The organism is Paenisporosarcina sp. TG-14 (genome assembly GCF_000297555.1).
GTDB lineage: Bacteria > Bacillota > Bacilli > Bacillales_A > Planococcaceae > Paenisporosarcina > Paenisporosarcina antarctica.
On the sequence record NZ_AMGD01000026.1, the window covers coordinates 1 to 19,964 of the forward strand.

The following is a 19,964-nucleotide window of genomic DNA, read 5'->3' on the forward strand; positions in this document are numbered from 1 at the left end:
TCACTCCCTCCTACTCGATTGTCTAAAATTACCCGAATTCGTGTGTGTTACGGAAAACCTGAGCATAATAAGCGCTTTTGGGACATATCTTGAACTAGATACTATTTTTGTGTTCATTTATTAGATTGTAATAGGAGGAATAGAATGGCTAAGATGATTGTTATTTATAATGAACCGACCAACAAAGAGGGGTTTGAAGCACATTATCACAACGTTCATATCCCGTTAGTCCAAAAATTACCTTTTCTTAAAAATGCAGCCGTGAACATGGTTAAGCAGACGATGAACACAAATGAGAATTTTTATTTAATTGCCGAATTAGAGTTTGATAGTTTACAAGAAATTGGCCAAGCTTTAGAGTCACAAGAAGGAAAAGAAGTAGCAGGTGATATCGCAAATTTAATGACTTTTCTTGAAAAACCTCCAGTCATTACGATGGCAGAGTAAATTCGGATGCCAGAAAAGTTGTTGTTTATAGACATATTGCATCTTCAATAGAAAAAGACGATCAAGTGACCTGGTCATTTGGTCGTCTTTTTTTATGTACTTCACTCTTTTTACCTCTTTTTGTAATTGAAGGAAAAGTATAAATTGCAAGAGCTGACCAAATGAAGATAAGTGCAATTAAATGTGCTTGTGATAACGTTTCGTTATAAAGAAAAACCCCTGTTAACAGTAATATTGTTGGTGAAATATACTGAAGAATTCCAATCAAAGATAGTGTTACCTTTTTAGCACTCATAGTAAAAAATAATAGCGGTAGAACGGTTACTGCACCACTACCTATTAAAAGTAAACCTGTTGAAACAGAATCGAAAAATTGGATTTGAGATTGAAACATCCAGTATGTCAAAAATACTAACGCAATGGGGGAAATCAACATCGTTTCAAGAGCTAATCCAATGGTTGAATCTACTTTAATCATTTTCTTTGCTAAACCATAAAATCCAAAAGTGAGAGCTAGACTAAGCGAAATCCAAGGGATTACACCATAATGAAGTGTTAATGTTAAAACCCCCATTCCTGCTAAAACAAATGCAAGAACTTGAGAACTACTTAACTTTTCTTTTAATACGATTACACCGATTAACATACTTGTTAAAGGATTTATGTATTGACCAAGACTCACTTCTACTATTTTCCCTTCAATTACAGCCCACATAAAAATACCCCAGTTTGAACTAATCAGAACAGAAGCAAGAAAAAGTGACCAAAATAACTTTGGCTTCTTAATGATTTCTTTTACGAATTTAACATATAAATTCCATTTTCTTAAAAAGATTAAAAGCATAAGCATAAAAATAAAAGACCAAAAAACTCGCTGTGCTAAAATCTCTCCTGAAGAAATATGTTGAGTAAGTTTCCAGTAAATCGGAGTAAGACCCCACATCATAAAAGAAAGAACTGCAAACACAACACCATCTTTTTCATTATTTAATTTCAATCCTATACCTACTTCCTATATGTCTATTCACTCTGTTGGAAGTTAATGGTATTTAATGGTGGAGTATCATTATATTATACCTGTATTTATTAAAAATAACTTTTCAGAAGAAGTCTTGCTAGTCTGTATCAAACGCTTATTCAATAATTTTTGCATCTATAACTAATAACTTCACCAAAAAGCGTATGAACCCTTTATAAAAGAAAACTCAAAAAGAGCATGTTTTGAAAAAGGTTAATCAAAAATATGCCTTCTTTTATTTATTTGTGTAGGTTAGGTGTCACCATTATCTTTTACGATAAATTAACCTTTTCCTTCCATTCCGGTTTGTTTCTTTCTTTCTTTAAGGCTGTTATCGTAAAGGTAGTTGTTTTATAGAAAGATTTTAACACTTACAATTTAATAGTATAATAATGGTAAAGGAGGATGATAAAGAATGAAAAAGAATTACACAGTTTTATTTTTATTTTTATTTTTGTCATCAATTATGGGTGGATTAGCATTAAAAAATGTTCTTACCTATTCAATGGTAATCGGCTATGGATTAGGAGTAATCTTCCTAATATGCTCAATTTATTTTGCAATGAAAGACCAAAAAAATTCGAAACCACAATAATTGTATACCAGACGCAGCCACCGTTAATCTTATAGTAATATTCTAGTGTTCCGCGGGAGTATGTTCTGCCGTCATTTATCTTTACTTTAAAGATTCAGGATATTGCAACCTGTGTAGTGTGTGAAACCTTTCTTTCAAGGAACGTAGAATGATACTTTAAAGTTAGCAACAAGCGGCCGAAATTCCATCTTCGGTGGTTTCCTCTCTAAGCAGTAAGTGTCTATTCCCTAGAAAACCAAAATCAAAGACCTATGCACGGTAAGGTTGAAGGCGAGCGATGGACGCACACTCGCCGCAAGATTGCCTTTAAAAAAGAAGAATCGTGATGTGACAAGGTCACATCACGATTCTTTGCGTTCTCTAGGTTATGGTGCAGCAGGTTTGCAGTCCATAGCGAGCCGGCACCATAGTCGACACAGTGGTAAATTCTTTATTCAGGTGTTCCACAAGACTGTGGTCTGCCGCCGTATATGTTTTCTTTCTTTAAAAGAGTGGATCCCCAAAAGAAAACGTGGCAGGTGTTTTGCCTGCCACCCATTTAGCACTTCGGTTTGTTTCTTTCTTTTTCAGTGCAATAGAAGAGTTGATCAAAATAGAAACTTAAAATTAAATGAAAAATTTTAATAAAGTAGAGAATTCCATCATATAGTAACCAGGAGGAGTGAGCGATATTAATACGTTTTCGTATCGTGGCGTCTATGTACCTTATGGAGGAAATCCGAAACTATTTGTGTTACCTCCACAAATATGGTGGCAAAAGCAACCCGTTTATTGTCCCGTGTTTACACCAGAAGACGCATTTATTCATGGGACCGTATGGCCGATGTTAGTCGATGGATACTCAAAAGAAGAGGGAATTTCATGAGCGAAGAACAACGGAAACTGTTACTGTCCCTCCAAGTTGCTGATTTCAACGTGATAGAATGGGTGCTATTTATGCACACGCATCCAGATGACCTTGTGGGGTGTCAACAGAAAAAAGAAGCAATGAAGACTGCAGCAAAAATCAGGAAATCTTATGAAGATTTATATGGTCCATTAACTCATCTTGTACCTATTTCTTGTAGTAAAAAAAATCTCACGCCATGGCCATGGCATGTATGAAAGGATGTGGGATAATCGATGTGGACATATGATAAAAAGCTTCAATATCCGGTAGAAGTTCGCGATACTAATCCAATGTTAGCGAAATATTTAACGGAACAGTACGGAGGTGCAGACGGGGAACTGGCAGCTGCATTAAGGTATATGAATCAACGTTATACAGTACCTGATAAAGTTATTGGACTATTGACTGATATTTCCACAGAAGAATTTAATCACTTGGAAATGATTGCGTCGATGATTTACAAATTGACAAAAGATGCAACTCCCGATCAATTAGTAGCAGCAGGACTAGGAGCTCATTTTGTGAGTCACGGACATTCTCTCTTTTATAACAATGCAGCTGGTGTTCCTTTTACCGCTACATATATTCAAGCAAAAGGAGATCCCATCGCAGACTTATATGAAGATATTGCAGCAGAAGAAAAAGCACGTGCTACATATCAATGGTTAATTGATATTTCTGATGACCCCTATATAAACGATTCATTAAAATTTTTACGTGAACGTGAAAATGTACATTCTATGCGTTTTAGAGAAGCTGTGGAAATGTTAAAAGAAGACCAAGTGCAGAAAAAAATCTTTTAAACGACAAGTACTTTGTCGTTTTTTTGTTTAGAATGCACGAGTGGACGTTAAGATTTCAGGCGCACACCAGCCGCAAGATTGCTTTTAAAAAAGAAGAATCGTGATGTGAAAAGGTCACATCACGATTCTTTGCGTTCCCTAGGTTATGGTGCAGCAGGTTTACAGTCCAAAGCGAGCCGGAAACTCTAGCTAGAGCACATCCATAAGCCAATATCATGTTAAAGTACTTATAAATTTGTTAAAATGACTATAGGGAGTTATTTACTATCCCTCAAATACAGAACCGGTTATTTTTAAATAAAATAGTAGGAGATGTGAAGAAGTATGAGAGCAGCAGTTTGGTATAAAGCGAAGGATATACGTGTTGAAGAACGTGAAGTGAACGTAGTTCTTCCTAATGAAGTAAAAATAAAGGTTGCTTGGGTAGGTATTTGCGGCAGTGACTTGCATGAATATCAAGAAGGTCCTGTGCTAATTCCATCACAAGGTCCTGATCCATTGACAAACCAGGAAGCACCACTAACGTTGGGGCATGAATTTGCAGGTGTAATCGATGAAGTCGGATCTGATGTAACACGATTTAAAACGGGTGATCGAGTTGTTGTAAATCCTTTAATTACAAAAGGTAATAAAGCGCCCGAATACGATATATATGACGGATTTACATTTGTTGGACTTGGTTCTAATGGTGGTTTTGCTGACTTTACGGTTGTAGCTGAAAATAATGTTTACGCACTTCCAGATGGTCTGTCACTCGAGGAAGGCGCACTTGTCGAACCGACGGCTGTTGCTGTACAAGCTGTCAAAGAAGGTGGCTTGCAATCAGGACAAACAGTAGCGGTATTTGGTGCTGGCCCAATTGGTCTTGTGACGATTATTGCTGCGAAGGCACAAGGGGCAAGTAAAATCGTTGTTTTCGACTTGTCAGATAGTCGACTGGAAAAAGCGACATTAGTCGGAGCTACGCATGTAGTCAATCCTGGTAACAAGGATCCTTTAGAAATGGCAAAAGAGATTGAACCTGAAGGATTTGACGTGTCATTTGAAGTGGCTGGTGTGGAAATAACATTAAACCAGGCAATTAAGGTCACAAAATCACGCGGTACGGTTGTCATTATTTCCATCTATCCTAAACCAGTTAAATTCGACCCAATGGATTTGACAACTACAGGAGTCAAAATTACGTCAACTTTAGCGTATGAACCTGAAGTGTTCCAGAAAACAATCGATTTAATGAGCTCTGGAGATATTGATCCGAAGCTAATTATCACAAGCCGGATTGAGCTAGAAGAAATCATTACAAAAGGTTTTGATGCACTGACGAACGACAAAACACAAGCGAAAATTCTGGTTAAACTGAGTGGGGAACAATAATAACTTCACTAAACGTTTAGTCTAGAATTCGATTGCATAGGAAAAATGAAACCAGCCGATATTCCTTCGACTGGTTTTTAATTTGCCGCCGTTTATCTTTTCGTTCTATAAGTTTCAGGATTTTATAACCTATATAGTGTGAAAAACCTGTTCTTTAAGTAACGTAGAATGATCCTATATAGTTAGCAACAAGCCGCCGAAATTGTATCTTCGGCGGCTTTTTTTCTAAAAAAGTAAGTGTCAATTCACTAGTAAACCATATCCAAATTACTCTGCACGTTTAGGTTGTAGGCGAGCGAAGGACGCACATCTACCGCAAGATTGCCTCTAATAAAGATGCTTTTTACTCAATAGGTTATGATGCAGCAGATGTGCAGTCCATAGCGAGCCGGAAACCCGGCCGATACATTGTCAATTTTCCTTATCCTGTGTTGGCGCTTTCTAACTACAAACTTCTTTTGCATCTTCAGTCACGCTGAGAAATTGGTGTCTTACACAGCGCAATACCAATTATCCTTGCAGTTTGCCACTAAGAAGATTGGCTGACTGCAAGGATAATTGTGTTATATTAATGGAAATAAATGTGATGAAAAATAGATTCATATTATGAAAGGAGACTTTCAATCATGCCTTTAGAAATCGTTAGAAACGATATAACAAAAATGGATGTAGATGCAATCGTCAATGCGGCGAATTCAGAACTTCAAATGGGTGGAGGTGTTTGCGGATCCATCTTTATAGCGGCCGGTGTGAAAGAGTTGCAAAAGGCATGCGATGAAATTGGCCAATGCTCAGTTGGAGAGGCTGTTTTGACAGATGGATTCCGGTTACAGTCAACACACATTATCCATACAGTTGGGCCGGTTTGGCGAGGAGGGAATCATAACGAAGAAAAACTTCTTCAGTCCTGTTATGAAAATTCCTTGGCAATGGCTGCTTCACTAAACTTGGAGTCAATAGCCTTTCCAGTCATTTCATCGGGCATTTATGGCTATCCGAAAGAACAGGCTTTGCAGGTAGCGATTTCTACAATTCAAGAATTTTTAATGAACCATGAGATGATGGTGTACCTCGTCGTTTTTGATAAAAAATCTTTCGGATTCAGTGAAAAACTATTTAAGTCCATTCATCAATATATCGACGAGCATTATGTGGAAGAGCATGAGCTACGATACCCACGAAACCAACGGGTAGAACAGGAGATTCAATCACAACAGTCGTATGTTGTGGAAGAGCAGATACAGGATTTACAGAAAAGAAGCCTAGAGGATATGTTGGGACAGATCGATGAATCCTTTTCGCAGAGACTTTTACGTTTTATTGACGAAAAAGGAATGACGGATGCGGATACCTATAAAAAAGCGAATCTTGACCGCCGTCTTTTTTCGAAAATCCGCAATTCACCCGATTATACACCGCTCAAAAAAACAGCGATAGCTTTTGCGATTGCTTTGGAATTAGATCTATATGAAACAAAGGATTTACTGGACAAGGCAGGTTACACCTTGTCACAAAGCAGTAAGTTCGATCTTATCATCCATTTTTTCATTGAACAAAAGAACTACAATATATACGAAATAAATGAAGCTCTGTTTACTTTTGACCAAGTATTGCTCGGGGCGTAATTGTCGCTTTAGAAGCGACCTATTTGTTTTAGAAAAAGCTTATTCTTAAGTTGTAGATGAAGAACATAACTTAAGGAGGAAAATAACATGAATGCGAAAAATACTGAGTTGGTTTTTATTCTAGATAAGAGCGGTTCGATGGCTGGACTTGAGAGCGATACGATTGGTGGATTCAATGCTTTGATTACCAAGCAGAAAAAAGAACAAGGGGACGCTCGTGTCACGACGGTTTTATTCAATGATGGCTATGAGTTACTGCATGACCGAATTTCGATTAAAGGGATTGCACCCATTACGGAAAAAGAATACGAAGTGGGTGGCATGACGGCCTTACTTGATGCGATAGGTTCAACCATCCAAAAAATCGGCAATGCTCAAAAAAGAACAAGTGAAGAAGAACGTGCAGGAAAAGTAATGTTCGTCATCACGACTGATGGATATGAAAACACCAGCTGTGAATACAATTACAAAAAAATCAAGTCGATGATTGCGCATCAAAAAAAGAATTACAAGTGGGAGTTTGTGTTTTTAGGAGCCAATATCGATGCCGTTGCCACAGCAGAAAAATTCGGGATTGATGAAGAATTCGCGGTAAAATACCATGCTGATACTGAAGGCACTCAACTCAATTATCAAGTGTTAAATGAAGCTTTCAGTTCTTTCCGAACAGGTAAAAAACTAGATCGCTCATGGAAAATAGATATTGAAGCGGATTATGAACAGCGTAAGTAATAATTTAATTTGAAGTTTGCTGCAATCCTGGTTATATAATAGAAGAAACTAATGTAACAAGATTAAATTTTAGCTCATCATCTTAATCGTAAGCCGTTCAGTTTTGGATTAATTTTCTTGAATTATTACCCTAAATAGACACCCAATTAGTTAGTCAATTGGATGTCTATTTTTTATTGGTATATCAAGGTTTGTATTGATTTTACCTTTAAAATAATCATACTATTGACTGGTCAATTATTGCTATTACAATTGTATTGTAAACTGAGTATTTAGGTATCTAATTTGTATGATAAAGATAGATGAAAGTGCATTGACGAAAACATAAGGTGGTCTTTTTTTATTGTAGAACTCAAACTAATTAAGGTTTCTTCTGTATCAATATTGTATACATGATATAGTAAGGAATCCCTTTAGATTCAACTAATTAAACCTCTTATTTGTTATTACTATTGTAAAATAAAATTGCATTATTATAATACATATTGTATATATATAATATAGAATATTAACTAAGAAAGAGGATGATAAGAAATGAGTGTGAAAACATTTGAAAAGAATGATCATTTTTTACGTAAAGTAAATCAGACGGGAAACAGTTTATCCATTGGGTTACCTAAAGATATAGCTTTACGAATGAATTTGCAAAAAGGCGATGATTTGCAGCTCACTTTAAATGAAGAAACAGATGAAATTACAATTAAAAAAGTTGTGAATATGGACATGCACCCGAATTTATTGAAATCCATGGACAGAGTCATGATTAAATACAGCGATATGTTTGAGAATCTTAAGAACCGTTAACAGGTTAGGAGAAAAGAATGGAAGCATATAAACTAAAGGCCCGAGAAATACTTATGCTATATGAATATGTCATGTCTGAAACACATGATTCTAGCAATGCTGGAGTAAAAGATCAAGACCGCTTTTATTTGATGTTAGAAAGACCTGAGAAGAAATTATTTGGCCAAGAACAATTTCCAAATGTTTTTGAAAAAGCATGCGTGTACTTACATTCTATTTCTAATGATCATATATTTATTAACGGTAATAAGAGAACAGCTGCGTATGTTTTTATAACGTATTTAGAACTTCATGGAATTACACTTACTATGACGAATAAAAATCTTGAAGATTATGTAGTTGAACTAACCATTCATCAAAAGTACAAAGGAAACGATGCAATTAAGAATATGTACGAAGACTTGCGGAAATTCATAGATAAAATAGAACTATGAAAATATTTGGAGATTGCTGCTAGAAATATTATAGAAGATTAACTGCGGCTGAGATTGTATCTTCGGTTGCTTCTTTTTTTATATGGATAACTATTCGTTTCTAAAGTGAAAGAAGTTCAAGTGAATCTAGTTTAATAGAATTAAATAGTAGCTCATCATCTTAACCGGTGGTGGGATTTTTTCAGGGTTCGTGGGAATATACTGCAAGCGATTGGTTGGTTGCTTCTTTAACGAACTACCTCCACGGATGTCCTAGGTTACCAAGAATCACCGCGTTCTGCCAGGCACACACACTAAAATCGTTGTCTACCGCCGTTTAGCTTTTCTTTCTATAAAGTATCACGATTTTATAACCTATAGAGTGTGTGAAACCCCTCATTCAAGAAAGCTGGATGATCCATTAAAGTTAGCAACAATCGGCCGAAATTGTATCTTCGGCCGATTACTTTCTATACAGTAAGTGTCAATTCACTAGTAAACCAAAATAAAAGACATGTGCATGTGAAGGTTGAAGGCGAGCGACGGACGCACATCCGCCGCAAGATTGCCTCTAAAAAAGAAGCATTTTGATGTGACAATGTCACATCAAAATGCTTTTTATTCCTTAGGTTATGATGCAGCGGTTGTGCCGTCTATAGCGAGCCGGAAACTATAACCGATACATTGGTAAATCCTTTCTTCCTTTCTTTCTGTGTTCAATGATAGTATGATCTGCAGCCGTTTACCTTTTCTTTCTATAAAGTATCACGATTGTATAACCTATAGAGTGTGCGAAACCCTTCTTTCAAATAACGCAGAATGATCCATTAAAGTTAGCAACAATCGGCCGAAATTGCATCTTCGGCAGATTACTGTCTATACAGTGTCAATTCACTAGTAAACCAAAATAAAAGACCTATGCACGTTTAGGTTGCATGCGAGCGAAGGACGCACACTCGCCGGAAGATTGATTTGCTTTTTATTCCCTAGGTTATGATGCAGCTGTTGTGCCGTCTATAGCGAGTCGGAAACCACAATCGATTCATTGGTGACTTCTACTCACCAAATTTATTGGAATTGCGGACCCTTCAATGAAATTAAAATCAGAAATTTCGGTCTTTTATTAAAGAAAAGCTCTTATGATCCTGTAATTTCATGTATAGTTGAATATGCTAATATAAAATTTGACCACCTTTATCCACTAATCCCATATCGATAAGTATGACTAGCGCATGCTTGATATAGGAGAGGGAAAGGAAGTATCATGCCTGAATATTAAAATCTTACAAGAAAAAATACAGCAACCTGTAAAATTAACACTTTAGTTAATGTCTATCCAGGATAAGGTGAGTGTCTACTGATGAAAAAAGTTAAAATTTCAACGAAGACAAAAGATGATGGAAAAATTGACGAGCAACGAAAGAAAATACTAGAATCAACACTCATTCTATTCAAAGAAAAGGGCTATCATCGGACAACCACTAGAGAAATTGCACAGAGTGCTAATATGAGTAGTGGCTCTATTTATGGATATATAAACTCTAAAGATGACATCCTCTATTTATTTTATGAAGCTCTTTATGATAAAATAAATATCATGATTAATGAAAAGATACGAAATATTGATTGTAAGGGATTATGTCGTTTGAGGTCATTTGTGAAAGAATATTTTTTGGTAATTGATGAAATCAGTGATGAAACAAGCATTATGTATAGTGAATCACGCTCCTTGTCAGAGTTACATTTAAAATATGTCCTTTCCAAAGAACTTGAATTTAGTTCATATGTTAACGATATTTTACTTAAATCAATTCAAGAAGAGAGTATTTTTATAAGTGAAGATAAATTAAGTATAGTAGCTCATAATATTATTGTTCAAGGTCATATGTGGGCATTCCGAGGATGGACACTTAAGCAAACATTTACACTAGAAGGATATATTAATGTTCAAACTGAGTTGTTAATTGATAGTATTGTAGATTGTAAAAGTAGGGAAAAAGAAAGTTAATATGTGCTTTTTAAGTTGAAAGCTACTGGTAATTTGTAAATCAGTCTAATTAACCTGAAGAAATCACTTAGGTACCCAATTTTTTAATGCTTCATAATCAAGAATAACAAAGCCACTGCGAGGTGTTTCTAACAAATTCTCCTTACGAAGCTGGTTAAAAAGACGAGTCACCGTTTCTCTTGTTGTTCCAATTGTGCTTGCAAACTCTTGATGAGTCATCGGGATGTTGATATGTATTTTGTCATTGTTATGAATGCCACAAGTCTCAGCAAGTTTCAGACGAAACGCTAGCCCGCGATCCTGAACATGCTGACCGGTAAATCCTTGTAGCTTTACTTGAAGCTCAATAATTTTTTCACTCATTGCACGCATGACTTTAATAGAAATATTGGTCGAATCAATCATCAATTGTTCAAAGGATTTTAGTGGGATGGCCAAAAGTACAGTATCTACGACTGCTTTAGCTGTCGCTGGGTAGGGACTTGTATCAAAAAAGCCAGTGTGAGGGAACATATCGCCTGTTTTAAGAAACGACATTATTTGTTCATGCCCGTTTGCATCCGTTTTGTATGCCTTAATAAGCCCATCTTGAATGAAAAAAACGGCTTCTTTGTCGCAGCCTTCCATGAAGATTGTCGCTCTTTTAGGGTAAGATCGCTGTATGGCAATATTCCAAACATGCTCCAGTTCTTCAGGTGTCAATTCTTTGAACAATGGAATTAATTGAAGTAATTCTACTTGTTTTTCCATACTACAACTCCTCAATAATAAATCAACCATCTCTTGAAGTGTATTACATTTGAATACATTTGTCCTGTAAAAGCGGGTACCTATGAAATAACTAAAAAACAGCTGAAGATGCCATTTCAGCTGTTTTACTATTTTTATCAATAACAGTTCAGTTTTAAACACTCCCACGGACTTAATTTCCAAGATGTCCTATCGTGAAGATGTCTCCTCTAATGATTTGTTTTTCTGTATATGGCTAAGTCCGTGAAGTCGTATTAAATCCTACAGACAAGTGAACTCTTATTATATGTAGTAATTTCTCTACTTCTGGTTAAATAAATACATGGAACCGAACATCAGCAAAATTGCGATTGCTTTTCTAATGTTTAATGGATATGTTTGACCCCCGAATAAACCGAAATGGTCAATGATAACAGCAATCAGAATTTGTCCAGCTATAATTGAAAAAAATGCTGCGGTAACGCCAATTTTAGGAACTGTCATGATCATGATAAATACGTAAAAAGCGCCTAACAGTCCACCAATCAATTGCCATTTTGGAACATCATTGAAGGCGAAGAAATTGCCTTTACCAAAAAATAGCATCGTAAATAATAAGGCAATTGTTCCAATTAAAAAGGATATAAAAGAGGCTTCGATCGTGCCTACCTTCTTACCTAATCCACCGTTAACAATCGCTTGTATGCCAATTGCAATTCCTCCTACGATTGACATCAATAAATACATCCACTTCATCGAACACAACTCCTTTAATCTACCGTAAACCTTTGTAAATCAGATTATACACCAATTGCATGGAAAATTTACTGAAAGTAGTAAGTATAGCTTCTCAATTTTACAAGAGTTGTAAAATTGGTAAAGACTAGTGTTAGTGAAATAAAGCAAGAAAAAAAGACCGAATTTTTATAATCGGTCTATAAATCTTTTATGCAGTTATATGTTATGCCATTCTAGTAAACCAAAATCAAAACTCTCTGTGCGTAAAGAAGATCCTTGGAAAAAAGAACATGAAAGGAAAGAATTAAGTGTGTCGGCTCTTCAACCGATCCACTAAAGAACGTATTAAATTAGCAGCAGAAAGAGATGAAGCTGTTATTGAAATTGAAAGGGGAGATGAAAGAGGATTGAGATAAATGAGAATTTTTCACTTGAAATGATAAAAAAGAAAGATCAAGGTCCCTTAACCATGTGAAAAAATTTTGTATATAAGTAAAGACATCCCCCAATAAATATTACAAAAAATAGGGATGTCTTTTTCGTGAAGATTTTTATCTGTAATCTGGTATTTAGTCTTATTAGCTAGCTAATTTTTGGGATCCCATTGCTTTGATTTTCATGATTAAGTCTAATTCTGTCTTTTGATTGATTTCTTTAAGTCGTCCGCCGATAAAAAATACATCTATAAATGCCCAAATCCCTAATCCACCAAGAGTAAGCGTCATAGCAATGCCCATACCGACATTTCCTAAATAATAACGGTGTCCTCCAATACCTCCTAAAAAGAACCATAATAAGTATGCGATTAGAGGTGATTTTTTGTTTTCCTCAAGTTCACTATTAAGAATGGATAATTGATGGGAAGATAAATCTTGTTTTAATTGTAAGTTATTCATATTACACCTCCTTTTCTAATTAAATTGTACTATATTTTTTCAAAATATATATAGTAGAAACAAAATAAACTATTTTTGCATATGAATAGTATATTTCAGATAAATGCATCAAATTTAGAAGATATCACCCATTATCAGTTTTTAATTTCAAGTACTTTGGGACAGTACTTGAGTATACAATATCAAAGAGCAACCCTACTAGTGGAAATAGCACCATAATTTGAAATCTATCAATTAATCGTGGAAGTTATATATAGTTTAATTGTGGAAACGTTTAATAGGCACGAACGAATTATATTGTTTTTGGAGTAGGTATTGTTGTAAGTGAATTTTGTATCAACAGAAATAAAAAATAAATCTTAGTTAAAGTCGCACATTTTACTTCAATTCAACTTGAACTCACTTTTTTGTGACTTGTTTCTCATTTAAAGCAAGCAAAAAGCAGCCGAAATTGTCTATTTGGCTGCTTTTTTCAGTATGTGTCCTTAGTCATCAATAAAATTGAATGCAACTGACTATATTCTATATTTGGCTACATTGGCTGCGGTCTCGAAACGATTACTGCCTGATAGCTTGGTTAATTTATCGGCTATCAAGCCATTCACACTGGCTCCAACGACGATTAATTCACTTGCCACTTTGCCAGTAATGGCATGACGAGGATAAATTGGCGCTTTTAATCGAATGGACAAAATCTCTGCTGCTGGGTAGTCACTTAAAGACCCGATTACAATGGCTCTCTCTACCATTTTCACATCCATTACATCTGGCTTACTGTCTGGTTTTATCTTCAGCTCAAAATAATCAGCAATTCCTTTTGCAATGGCCTCTCCCTGGGCTATCAAGACCTTTGCGTCTTGCATTTTTATACTATCCGTTCGACTATCCATGAATCCACCTTCGACAAGAACGGCTGGCATTTTCGTTTCTCGTAGTTCATGAAAGTTAGCGGATTTGACACCACGATCGCGTATTTGCATCGCATTGACGACCTTAGGATGAATGTGGTTAGCGAGTTTAAGAGATAAAGGATTATTACTCGCCGGCTCCATTACGAAAGTTTCCACACCACTATGATTTCCCCATTCATCTCCAATCGCATTATGGTGGGAACTGACATAAATATCAGCTTTCCAAGCGTTTGCCTGATTTGTACGATTTACTAAAGGTATATCTGTTTTACCACTTGGATCGTCCACACGTAATTGTTGAACTCCATCATAGTTTGCTAGAAAGGCCATTCCGGCAATCACTACGGAATTGTTAAATGACCATTCTCTTTCCCCGATCGGCGAACGTTTCCCTGCTGTATTTATCCCGTGACCTGCTGACCATGCTACTTTCTTCATCTATCTTCAATTCCTTTCATTTCAAATTATTCGCCACTCAGCTAAACGTATATAGAAATGAGTTTATTATATAAATAGATAGAAGAAAATAGGAAATATGGATACAATTTTTGAAATTTAAAATTAAATCCTCTACTAGTTAACCCTTTCAATGAACTATTGGGCAAGTAAAACGTTCCTTATATAGAAGAAACTAATTAAAAAGTGAAGGCAATAATTACAACTTTCATAGCGAAAAAAAAGGGAATTTAGTATTATATGGCGAATATAAGAATATATGCCTAAATAGTAAAGTCATTATATTTACCTATAAATTGTTTATAAAAAAGAAAAGAGGAATCTCGTTGGAGAAAATCATTGATTTACATGAGGATTTCTACAAAAGCATTCAGAACGATCTTGAAGTTAAGGAAAAACTTGAACGCGAAAAGATTACCATATTGGATGGGTTTATTGAAAATAGGGAACTTGTGCGACTGTACTACCAAGCATTCTATATAAGCAAAACACCTAGAATTGTTTTATGTGGGACTAATCCAGGAAAAAACGGGGCTGGTCAAACAGGAATACCTTTTATAGATTTTAATGGTGCGTCGGAGTTATTTCCTAATGTTGACCAAGATGACAAAGAGAGAAGTGCTCAATTTATTTTGTCAGTTATTAGTGAAATAGGGAAAATGAAATTTCATAAAAATGTATACATGACAAACTTATCGTGGTTTGGTTTTATTCAGGACAATAAGAATGTGAATTACTTTAATTTACCTACACCTTTGGACGCGGTTTTTACAGATTCCTTTTTAACAGAAATGGAAATTGTTCGACCGAAAATGATTATTCCTTTGAGTAAAGAAGTTGAACAAGCATTAAATAAAATGACAGAAGAAGGAAGATTAAACTATCCGGTAGGTCCGCGTCTACCACATCCATATTATTGTTCATTCGGTAAAAGAGAAGACAAGTATAAAGAGAAATATGTGAATAGAATTACGAGTTCGATGGGGAGGCTAGCTTAAAGGTGAACAATGAGGCCACCTTTGTTTGCGTCCGTATGAAAGGCCGACTACTTGCGGGGCTACCTGCCAAATAGATGAGAAAAGGAAGATGAATTTAATGAAAAACATGATAGAAAAAGCCATGCAATTTGCTGCAGTCAAACATGATGGACACTATCGAAAAGACTCGAAAATTCCATATATCACGCATCCAGTAGGCGTTGCAATGATCCTGAAGCAAACAAAGGCTCCAGACGAAGTGGTTGCAGCTGGGATTTTGCATGACACGCTTGAAGATACCGATACAACGGCCGATGAACTTATTGAGCATTTTGGGGAAAAGGTTTTGCAATTGGTTATCGCCGCATCCGAACCTGATAAATCACTGCCATGGGAGGATAGAAAACAGCACACAATCGACTCCATTTCAGCTATGACACCTGATGAAATATTAGTCATTACCGCAGATAAATTGCACAATATCCGATCAATTCAGGTGGACTTGAATGAAAAAGGCGAGTCTGTTTGGAGTCGTTTCAATCGAGGAAAACGTGAACAGTCGTGGTATTACATGAGTGTTGTACGAGAATTGGAATCATTTAAAAAAGAAGTTCCTCTTGTACGCGTGCTCAAGAAAGAAGTGTTCCAATTATTTGTTGGCAAGAAAAAACTTACTGTGAAGGAAATAGATGCGCTGTTTAGTTGTAGTTATGATTGTAATGAGAAGCGACAGCGGGAGATAGCTTCTATGGGCATCCTTGGTTTTGTCAAAGAAGCATTAACATACGCGGATGACACATACATAAACGCTGACTACAACAAGGTTTCTCCTTTAATGGAGTCATTAAGGAAGCGAGGCATCGATTTTGAAATGAATTCCGATGGCTCGTTCATCCTGCTATCATACTGCGCTGAACTCAAACATCGTCTAGCTTGGTCTGATAAAACACTTTACAAACATTTCAAGCGCAACCTTAAGAATCTGTAAAGGGGTTTTTGTGGAAATAAAAGAGTTAAAGCAACTACGCCTTGTAATATTGTAAAGAAAGACGTACCACTGAGTGTGTACTGAAGGAATAGGAGACGACGATCGAAGTGACTTATCACTTCAGTCGTCGTCTCCTTTCATTTTTTAGGTTGTGATGCAGTTCCTTTACCATCCATAGTTAAAATCAAACACATGTCCACGTTAAGGTGAGCGAAGGACGCACACCTGCCGCGAGATAGCCTGTACGAAAGAGAACTAGCGAAACTCTAGCCAACGCTGAGAGGTAGATCATTTTATAATAATATTCTTTCTAACTCTTGTAACTGAACCAAATGTGTGGCAAAGTTAACCTAACAAAGTATTAGACGAACTTCATAACTGAAACATGTGGGGGGACCAGTGTTGCTGGTTGAGACCGTATCCTTAAGATACAAACCCTTGGAACCTGATCTGGTTAATACCAGCGTAGGAAACATATTTAAACATTCTTATTTGTGTTGATATGCGCCCTAGGTACCTACCTAGAGGTGCTTTTTTATATGAAAAAAGATGTTTTAAAGATTAGACAGAGCTAAATGATTACACTAGAAGTTAGTGATTAATCAAGTACCTTGTGAATATGTTTCCACCTTTTCGTTCCATCGTTTAATGCTTTTAATAGAAAAGACAAGGGGAGAAAAGATGATGAAAAAATGGATAGGATTACTACTAATTGCTCTACTGCTAACAGCCTGTGGGAATACTGACAGCCAAAGCACGGAACAAAATGAAGACATAGACAAGTTAAAAAAAGTAACAGTGGTATTGGATTGGACGCCAAATACAAATCATACAGGATTATACGTTGCAAAAGAAAAAGGATACTTTACAGATAAAGGCCTTGATGTCGAAATTATTATGCCAGGTGAAGCGGGCGCTAACCAGCTAGTAGCTGCAGGTAAGGCAGAATTTGGAGTTGGGTATCAGGAATCTTTAACCGAAGCACGAGTGCAAGATATACCAATCGTGTCAATTGCTGCGGTTATTCAACATAATACTTCGGGCTTTGCGTCTCCTGTAGAAAAGAACATTACCTCACCAAAAGATTATGAAGGTAAAGCGTATGGAGGATGGGGAGCGCCTGTTGAAAAAGCAGTGATTGCCTCTTTAATGAAGCAAGAAGATGCTGATGTAGAGAAAGTGGATATTATTAATACAGGTGATACAGACTTTTTTACAGCTGTAAAAAGAGATGTTGACTTTGCATGGATCTATTACGCATGGACAGGAATTGAAGCGGAACTTCGCGGAGAGGAATTGAATATGCAGTATCTGGCTGATTACTCAGATAAGCTAGATTACTATACACCTATTTTGATTACGAATGAGGCGTTAATTGCAGAAGATCCCGACACTGTGCGTGCATTTGTAGCAGCAGCTTCACAAGGATATGAATACTCAATTGATAATCCACAAGAAGCGGCGGATGTTTTAATAAAGGCTGTTCCAGATTTAGACCCTGAATTGGTTAAAGCAAGCCAGAAATGGTTAGCGCCAAAGTATCAGGATGATGGATCACAATGGGGTATTCAAGAGAAGTCTGTTTGGGAAAACTATGCAAATTGGATGAGCGAAAATGAATTATTAGAAGGCAAGTTAGAAGTAGAAAAAGCCTTTACGAATGAATTCTTACCAAAAAAGGAGAATGAATAGATGATCAACTCTTTAGTCAGCATTCAAATTATACCAAAAACAAGAAATGGGGAAGATTCAATCCCGTTTATAGAAGAAGCAATTGCCATCATTCAGGAGTCTGGGATACGTTATGAAGTCCATCCTCTCGAAACAACCATGGAGGGGAATTTGACAGAAATTTTCTCCGTGATCGAGAAGATGAATCAAAAAATGATAGATTCTGGCTGTGTGAATGTCATTTCTCAAGTGAAAATCCTTTATCAACCGAGCGGTGTTTCTATGGATAAATTGACTGAAAAATACCGGTCATGAGAATTTTATATAGAGGATGGAGACCAGTATTGGTTCTCATCCTCTTATTTTCACTATGGCAACTATCTACTTGGTTACTCGAAATACCGAAATGGCTTCTGCCAGCTCCATCTCAAATATGGGCTGAGGCAATAACTGGCTGGTCAACTTACAGTCACCACTTAATTTCAACTATACGACTGTCCTTTATGGGTTTACTAATAGGTAGCGCTGTTGGCCTGCTAGTTGCGGTTAGTTTGCATCGCTTACCAAAACTTAGAGAGGCATTTTATCCACTAATCATATTGTCACAAAACATTCCCATCATCGTATTGGCCCCATTGTTAGTCATCTGGTTTGGATTTGGCCTTCTACCTAAAATTATTATTATCACGCTAGTTTGCTTCTTTCCTATCACCATTGCTGCGATGGGCGGATTTCGGCAAACCACTGCTGAACTTATGCATTATATGAAAATGGCAGGGGCATCAAACAAACAAATTTTTTGGAAAGTAGAGTGGCCATATGCATTGCCTTCGATATTTTCCGGACTAAAAATTGCAGCAACTTATAGTGTAATGGGAGCTGTTATCTCAGAATGGCTAGGCGCCAAAGAAGGGATCGGGGTCTATATGACTCTTGCGTCCTCCTCATTTCGGACAGAACGTGTCTTTGTGGCAATCTTTCTCATTATGATTTTAAGCTTAACCTTCTTCGCAATTATTTCTTCATTAGAGAAGAAGTTGGTGAAAGGGAAGCCTAAGGGGGAGGGTACTAATGGGTATTAAGCTCAGCATAGAAAATATGACGAAATCCTTCGATAACAATAAGGTACTAGAAGAGTTATCTTTTCAAGTACATGAAGGAGAATTCGTTTCAATAGTAGGACCTTCAGGAAGTGGAAAGAGCACGTTATTTCATCTAATTGGTGGACTCTACACCCCTGACTCCGGAGATATCCGGATGGATGGAAAACGAATAAATGGCCAAAGAGGTTCAATCAGCTATACACCACAATCCCCTTCAATATTACCCTGGCGGACAGTACTTGATAATGTACTGCTAGGTGGAGAAATTATCGGCAAAAAAAGTGAAATAGAAGCAATACAGATGATTGAAAGAGCTGGTTTAAAAGGCTATGAACAGGCTTATCCCAATGAATTATCAGGGGGGATGAAACAAAGAGTGTCTTTTATTCGAAGTCTATTGAGTCCACAATCACTCATTTGTTTAGACGAACCATTCTCTGCTCTTGATGAGTTTACTCGCTTGGAGATGCAAAATTGGTTACTTTCCATCTGGGAACAAGACAAACGCTCCATCTTGCTAGTCACACATAATATAGAAGAAGCCCTGTATTTATCAGATCGAATCATTGTCTTATCTGATAAGCCTGCAAGAATTAAAAAAGAGTTTACCATTCCTTTTCCCAGACCGAGACATGAATCTATTGTCCTGAGTGAAGAATTTTTACAATGGAAAAAGAAAATCTACAATGAAATACGAAGTTACTGAATAAGTTAATATATAATTTCTTTGCTTATGGACTAGTGTAGGTGATTTCCGTTTCAGGTGGACGCTTTCCGCGGGCATGGC

At 36.5% G+C, this 19,964-nt stretch carries 22 protein-coding genes and 1 riboswitch; of the genes, 17 read left to right on the forward strand and 5 right to left on the reverse strand.

Translation table 11 applies throughout. The annotated features are described in order from the left end of the window. Positions 1 to 144: 144 nt before the first annotated feature. On the forward strand, positions 145 to 447 hold the full coding sequence (locus C406_RS0109315; protein WP_017380344.1) for an EthD family reductase: 303 nt from the start codon (positions 145 to 147) through the stop codon (positions 445 to 447). Positions 448 to 508: 61 nt separating this feature from the next. Here C406_RS0109315 and rarD read toward each other — a convergent pair whose 3' ends face one another. Further along, on the reverse strand, positions 509 to 1,444 hold the full coding sequence (gene rarD / locus C406_RS0109320) for an EamA family transporter RarD (RefSeq protein ID WP_017380345.1): 936 nt from the start codon (positions 1,442 to 1,444) through the stop codon (positions 509 to 511). A gap of 436 nt (positions 1,445 to 1,880) precedes the next feature. On the opposite strand from rarD, the gene C406_RS0109325 reads away from it, so the two are divergent. The 10 genes from C406_RS0109325 (at position 1,881) to C406_RS0109370 (ending at position 10,708) form a co-directional block, all read left to right on the forward strand. Further along, on the forward strand, positions 1,881 to 2,060 hold the full coding sequence (locus tag C406_RS0109325; RefSeq protein ID WP_017380346.1) for a hypothetical protein: 180 nt from the start codon (positions 1,881 to 1,883) through the stop codon (positions 2,058 to 2,060). Between the two features lie 661 nt (positions 2,061 to 2,721). Beyond that, on the forward strand, positions 2,722 to 2,925 hold the full coding sequence (locus tag C406_RS0109330) for a hypothetical protein (RefSeq protein WP_017380347.1): 204 nt from the start codon (positions 2,722 to 2,724) through the stop codon (positions 2,923 to 2,925). Further along, the gene (locus C406_RS0109335) at positions 2,922 to 3,164 is read left to right on the forward strand and encodes a spore coat protein CotJB (RefSeq protein WP_017380348.1); all 243 of its coding nucleotides are present in this window, start codon (positions 2,922 to 2,924) and stop codon (positions 3,162 to 3,164) included. Before C406_RS0109330 ends, C406_RS0109335 begins: the two co-directional genes overlap by 4 nt. A gap of 18 nt (positions 3,165 to 3,182) precedes the next feature. Next, on the forward strand, positions 3,183 to 3,752 hold the full coding sequence (locus tag C406_RS0109340) for a manganese catalase family protein (RefSeq protein ID WP_017380349.1): 570 nt from the start codon (positions 3,183 to 3,185) through the stop codon (positions 3,750 to 3,752). A 324-nt stretch (positions 3,753 to 4,076) separates the two neighbouring features. Further along, positions 4,077 to 5,126 carry a 2,3-butanediol dehydrogenase gene (locus C406_RS0109345; RefSeq protein ID WP_017380350.1) on the forward strand — a complete coding sequence of 350 codons (1,050 nt, stop codon included), beginning with the start codon at positions 4,077 to 4,079 and terminating at the stop codon, positions 5,124 to 5,126. A gap of 626 nt (positions 5,127 to 5,752) precedes the next feature. Further along, entirely contained in the window at positions 5,753 to 6,751 is a 999-nt protein-coding gene (locus tag C406_RS0109350; RefSeq protein WP_017380351.1) for a macro domain-containing protein, read from the forward strand. 87 nt (positions 6,752 to 6,838) lie between these two features. Then, entirely contained in the window at positions 6,839 to 7,483 is a 645-nt protein-coding gene (locus C406_RS0109355; RefSeq protein WP_017380352.1) for a vWA domain-containing protein, read from the forward strand. A 534-nt stretch (positions 7,484 to 8,017) separates the two neighbouring features. Then, positions 8,018 to 8,287, forward strand: a complete 270-nt coding sequence (locus C406_RS0109360; RefSeq protein WP_017380353.1) for an AbrB/MazE/SpoVT family DNA-binding domain-containing protein — start codon at positions 8,018 to 8,020, stop codon at positions 8,285 to 8,287. A 17-nt stretch (positions 8,288 to 8,304) separates the two neighbouring features. Then, entirely contained in the window at positions 8,305 to 8,721 is a 417-nt protein-coding gene (locus C406_RS0109365) for a type II toxin-antitoxin system death-on-curing family toxin (RefSeq protein ID WP_017380354.1), read from the forward strand. A gap of 1,339 nt (positions 8,722 to 10,060) precedes the next feature. Further along, complete coding sequence (locus C406_RS0109370) at positions 10,061 to 10,708, forward strand: TetR/AcrR family transcriptional regulator (RefSeq protein ID WP_017380355.1); 648 nt, start codon at positions 10,061 to 10,063, stop codon at positions 10,706 to 10,708. A 63-nt stretch (positions 10,709 to 10,771) separates the two neighbouring features. Here the strand turns inward: C406_RS0109370 and C406_RS0109375 are convergent, their stop codons facing one another. From C406_RS0109375 to C406_RS19440, 4 genes are all read right to left on the reverse strand, one after another. Beyond that, positions 10,772 to 11,458: a Crp/Fnr family transcriptional regulator gene (locus C406_RS0109375; protein ID WP_017380356.1), complete on the reverse strand. Its 687-nt coding sequence runs from the start codon at positions 11,456 to 11,458 to the stop codon at positions 10,772 to 10,774. Positions 11,459 to 11,758: 300 nt separating this feature from the next. Continuing rightward, entirely contained in the window at positions 11,759 to 12,193 is a 435-nt protein-coding gene (locus tag C406_RS0109380; protein WP_017380357.1) for a DMT family transporter, read from the reverse strand. A gap of 560 nt (positions 12,194 to 12,753) precedes the next feature. Then, complete coding sequence (locus tag C406_RS0109385) at positions 12,754 to 13,071, reverse strand: TM2 domain-containing protein (RefSeq protein WP_017380358.1); 318 nt, start codon at positions 13,069 to 13,071, stop codon at positions 12,754 to 12,756. Between the two features lie 515 nt (positions 13,072 to 13,586). Then, a complete protein-coding gene (locus tag C406_RS19440) occupies positions 13,587 to 14,420 on the reverse strand; it encodes an N-acetylmuramoyl-L-alanine amidase family protein (RefSeq protein WP_017380359.1) in 834 nt (277 codons plus the stop codon). Between the two features lie 344 nt (positions 14,421 to 14,764). Here C406_RS19440 and C406_RS0109395 point away from each other — a divergent pair, with 344 nt between their 5' ends. The 6 genes from C406_RS0109395 to C406_RS0109420 all read left to right on the forward strand — a co-directional run bounded on the left by C406_RS0109395 (position 14,765) and on the right by C406_RS0109420 (position 19,883). Next, positions 14,765 to 15,436 (forward strand): uracil-DNA glycosylase family protein, encoded by a 672-nt coding sequence (locus C406_RS0109395; RefSeq protein WP_017380360.1) that lies wholly within the window; start codon positions 14,765 to 14,767, stop codon positions 15,434 to 15,436. Positions 15,437 to 15,533: 97 nt separating this feature from the next. Next, a complete protein-coding gene (locus C406_RS19445) occupies positions 15,534 to 16,403 on the forward strand; it encodes an HD domain-containing protein (RefSeq protein ID WP_017380361.1) in 870 nt (289 codons plus the stop codon). Positions 16,404 to 16,782: 379 nt separating this feature from the next. Next, positions 16,783 to 16,892: riboswitch (TPP riboswitch) on the forward strand. Positions 16,893 to 17,087: 195 nt separating this feature from the next. After that, entirely contained in the window at positions 17,088 to 18,095 is a 1,008-nt protein-coding gene (locus C406_RS0109405) for an ABC transporter substrate-binding protein (RefSeq protein WP_026045654.1), read from the forward strand. Then, complete coding sequence (locus C406_RS0109410; protein ID WP_017380363.1) at positions 18,096 to 18,389, forward strand: thiamine-binding protein; 294 nt, start codon at positions 18,096 to 18,098, stop codon at positions 18,387 to 18,389. Continuing rightward, positions 18,386 to 19,156, forward strand: coding sequence for an ABC transporter permease (locus C406_RS0109415; RefSeq protein WP_026045655.1), 771 nt, complete (start codon positions 18,386 to 18,388; stop codon positions 19,154 to 19,156). Before C406_RS0109410 ends, C406_RS0109415 begins: the two co-directional genes overlap by 4 nt. Further along, positions 19,146 to 19,883: an ABC transporter ATP-binding protein gene (locus tag C406_RS0109420; RefSeq protein ID WP_017380365.1), complete on the forward strand. Its 738-nt coding sequence runs from the start codon at positions 19,146 to 19,148 to the stop codon at positions 19,881 to 19,883. Before C406_RS0109415 ends, C406_RS0109420 begins: the two co-directional genes overlap by 11 nt. Positions 19,884 to 19,964: the final 81 nt, after the last annotated feature.

Coding starts and splice junctions, on each gene's coding strand:
- C406_RS0109340 (WP_017380349.1), top strand. CDS start 3,183: ATGTGGACATATGATAAAAAGCTTCAATATCCGGTAGAAGTTCGCGAT.
- C406_RS19445 (WP_017380361.1), top strand. CDS start 15,534: ATGAAAAACATGATAGAAAAAGCCATGCAATTTGCTGCAGTCAAACAT.
- C406_RS0109325 (WP_017380346.1), top strand. CDS start 1,881: ATGAAAAAGAATTACACAGTTTTATTTTTATTTTTATTTTTGTCATCA.
- C406_RS0109405 (WP_026045654.1), top strand. CDS start 17,088: ATGAAAAAATGGATAGGATTACTACTAATTGCTCTACTGCTAACAGCC.
- C406_RS0109370 (WP_017380355.1), top strand. CDS start 10,061: ATGAAAAAAGTTAAAATTTCAACGAAGACAAAAGATGATGGAAAAATT.
- C406_RS0109410 (WP_017380363.1), top strand. CDS start 18,096: ATGATCAACTCTTTAGTCAGCATTCAAATTATACCAAAAACAAGAAAT.
- C406_RS0109350 (WP_017380351.1), top strand. CDS start 5,753: ATGCCTTTAGAAATCGTTAGAAACGATATAACAAAAATGGATGTAGAT.
- C406_RS0109385 (WP_017380358.1), bottom strand. CDS start 13,071: ATGAATAACTTACAATTAAAACAAGATTTATCTTCCCATCAATTATCC.
- C406_RS0109415 (WP_026045655.1), top strand. CDS start 18,386: ATGAGAATTTTATATAGAGGATGGAGACCAGTATTGGTTCTCATCCTC.
- C406_RS0109315 (WP_017380344.1), top strand. CDS start 145: ATGGCTAAGATGATTGTTATTTATAATGAACCGACCAACAAAGAGGGG.
- C406_RS0109375 (WP_017380356.1), bottom strand. CDS start 11,458: ATGGAAAAACAAGTAGAATTACTTCAATTAATTCCATTGTTCAAAGAA.
- C406_RS19440 (WP_017380359.1), bottom strand. CDS start 14,420: ATGAAGAAAGTAGCATGGTCAGCAGGTCACGGGATAAATACAGCAGGG.
- C406_RS0109360 (WP_017380353.1), top strand. CDS start 8,018: ATGAGTGTGAAAACATTTGAAAAGAATGATCATTTTTTACGTAAAGTA.
- C406_RS0109380 (WP_017380357.1), bottom strand. CDS start 12,193: ATGAAGTGGATGTATTTATTGATGTCAATCGTAGGAGGAATTGCAATT.
- C406_RS0109345 (WP_017380350.1), top strand. CDS start 4,077: ATGAGAGCAGCAGTTTGGTATAAAGCGAAGGATATACGTGTTGAAGAA.
- C406_RS0109365 (WP_017380354.1), top strand. CDS start 8,305: ATGGAAGCATATAAACTAAAGGCCCGAGAAATACTTATGCTATATGAA.
- C406_RS0109335 (WP_017380348.1), top strand. CDS start 2,922: ATGAGCGAAGAACAACGGAAACTGTTACTGTCCCTCCAAGTTGCTGAT.
- C406_RS0109355 (WP_017380352.1), top strand. CDS start 6,839: ATGAATGCGAAAAATACTGAGTTGGTTTTTATTCTAGATAAGAGCGGT.
- C406_RS0109420 (WP_017380365.1), top strand. CDS start 19,146: ATGGGTATTAAGCTCAGCATAGAAAATATGACGAAATCCTTCGATAAC.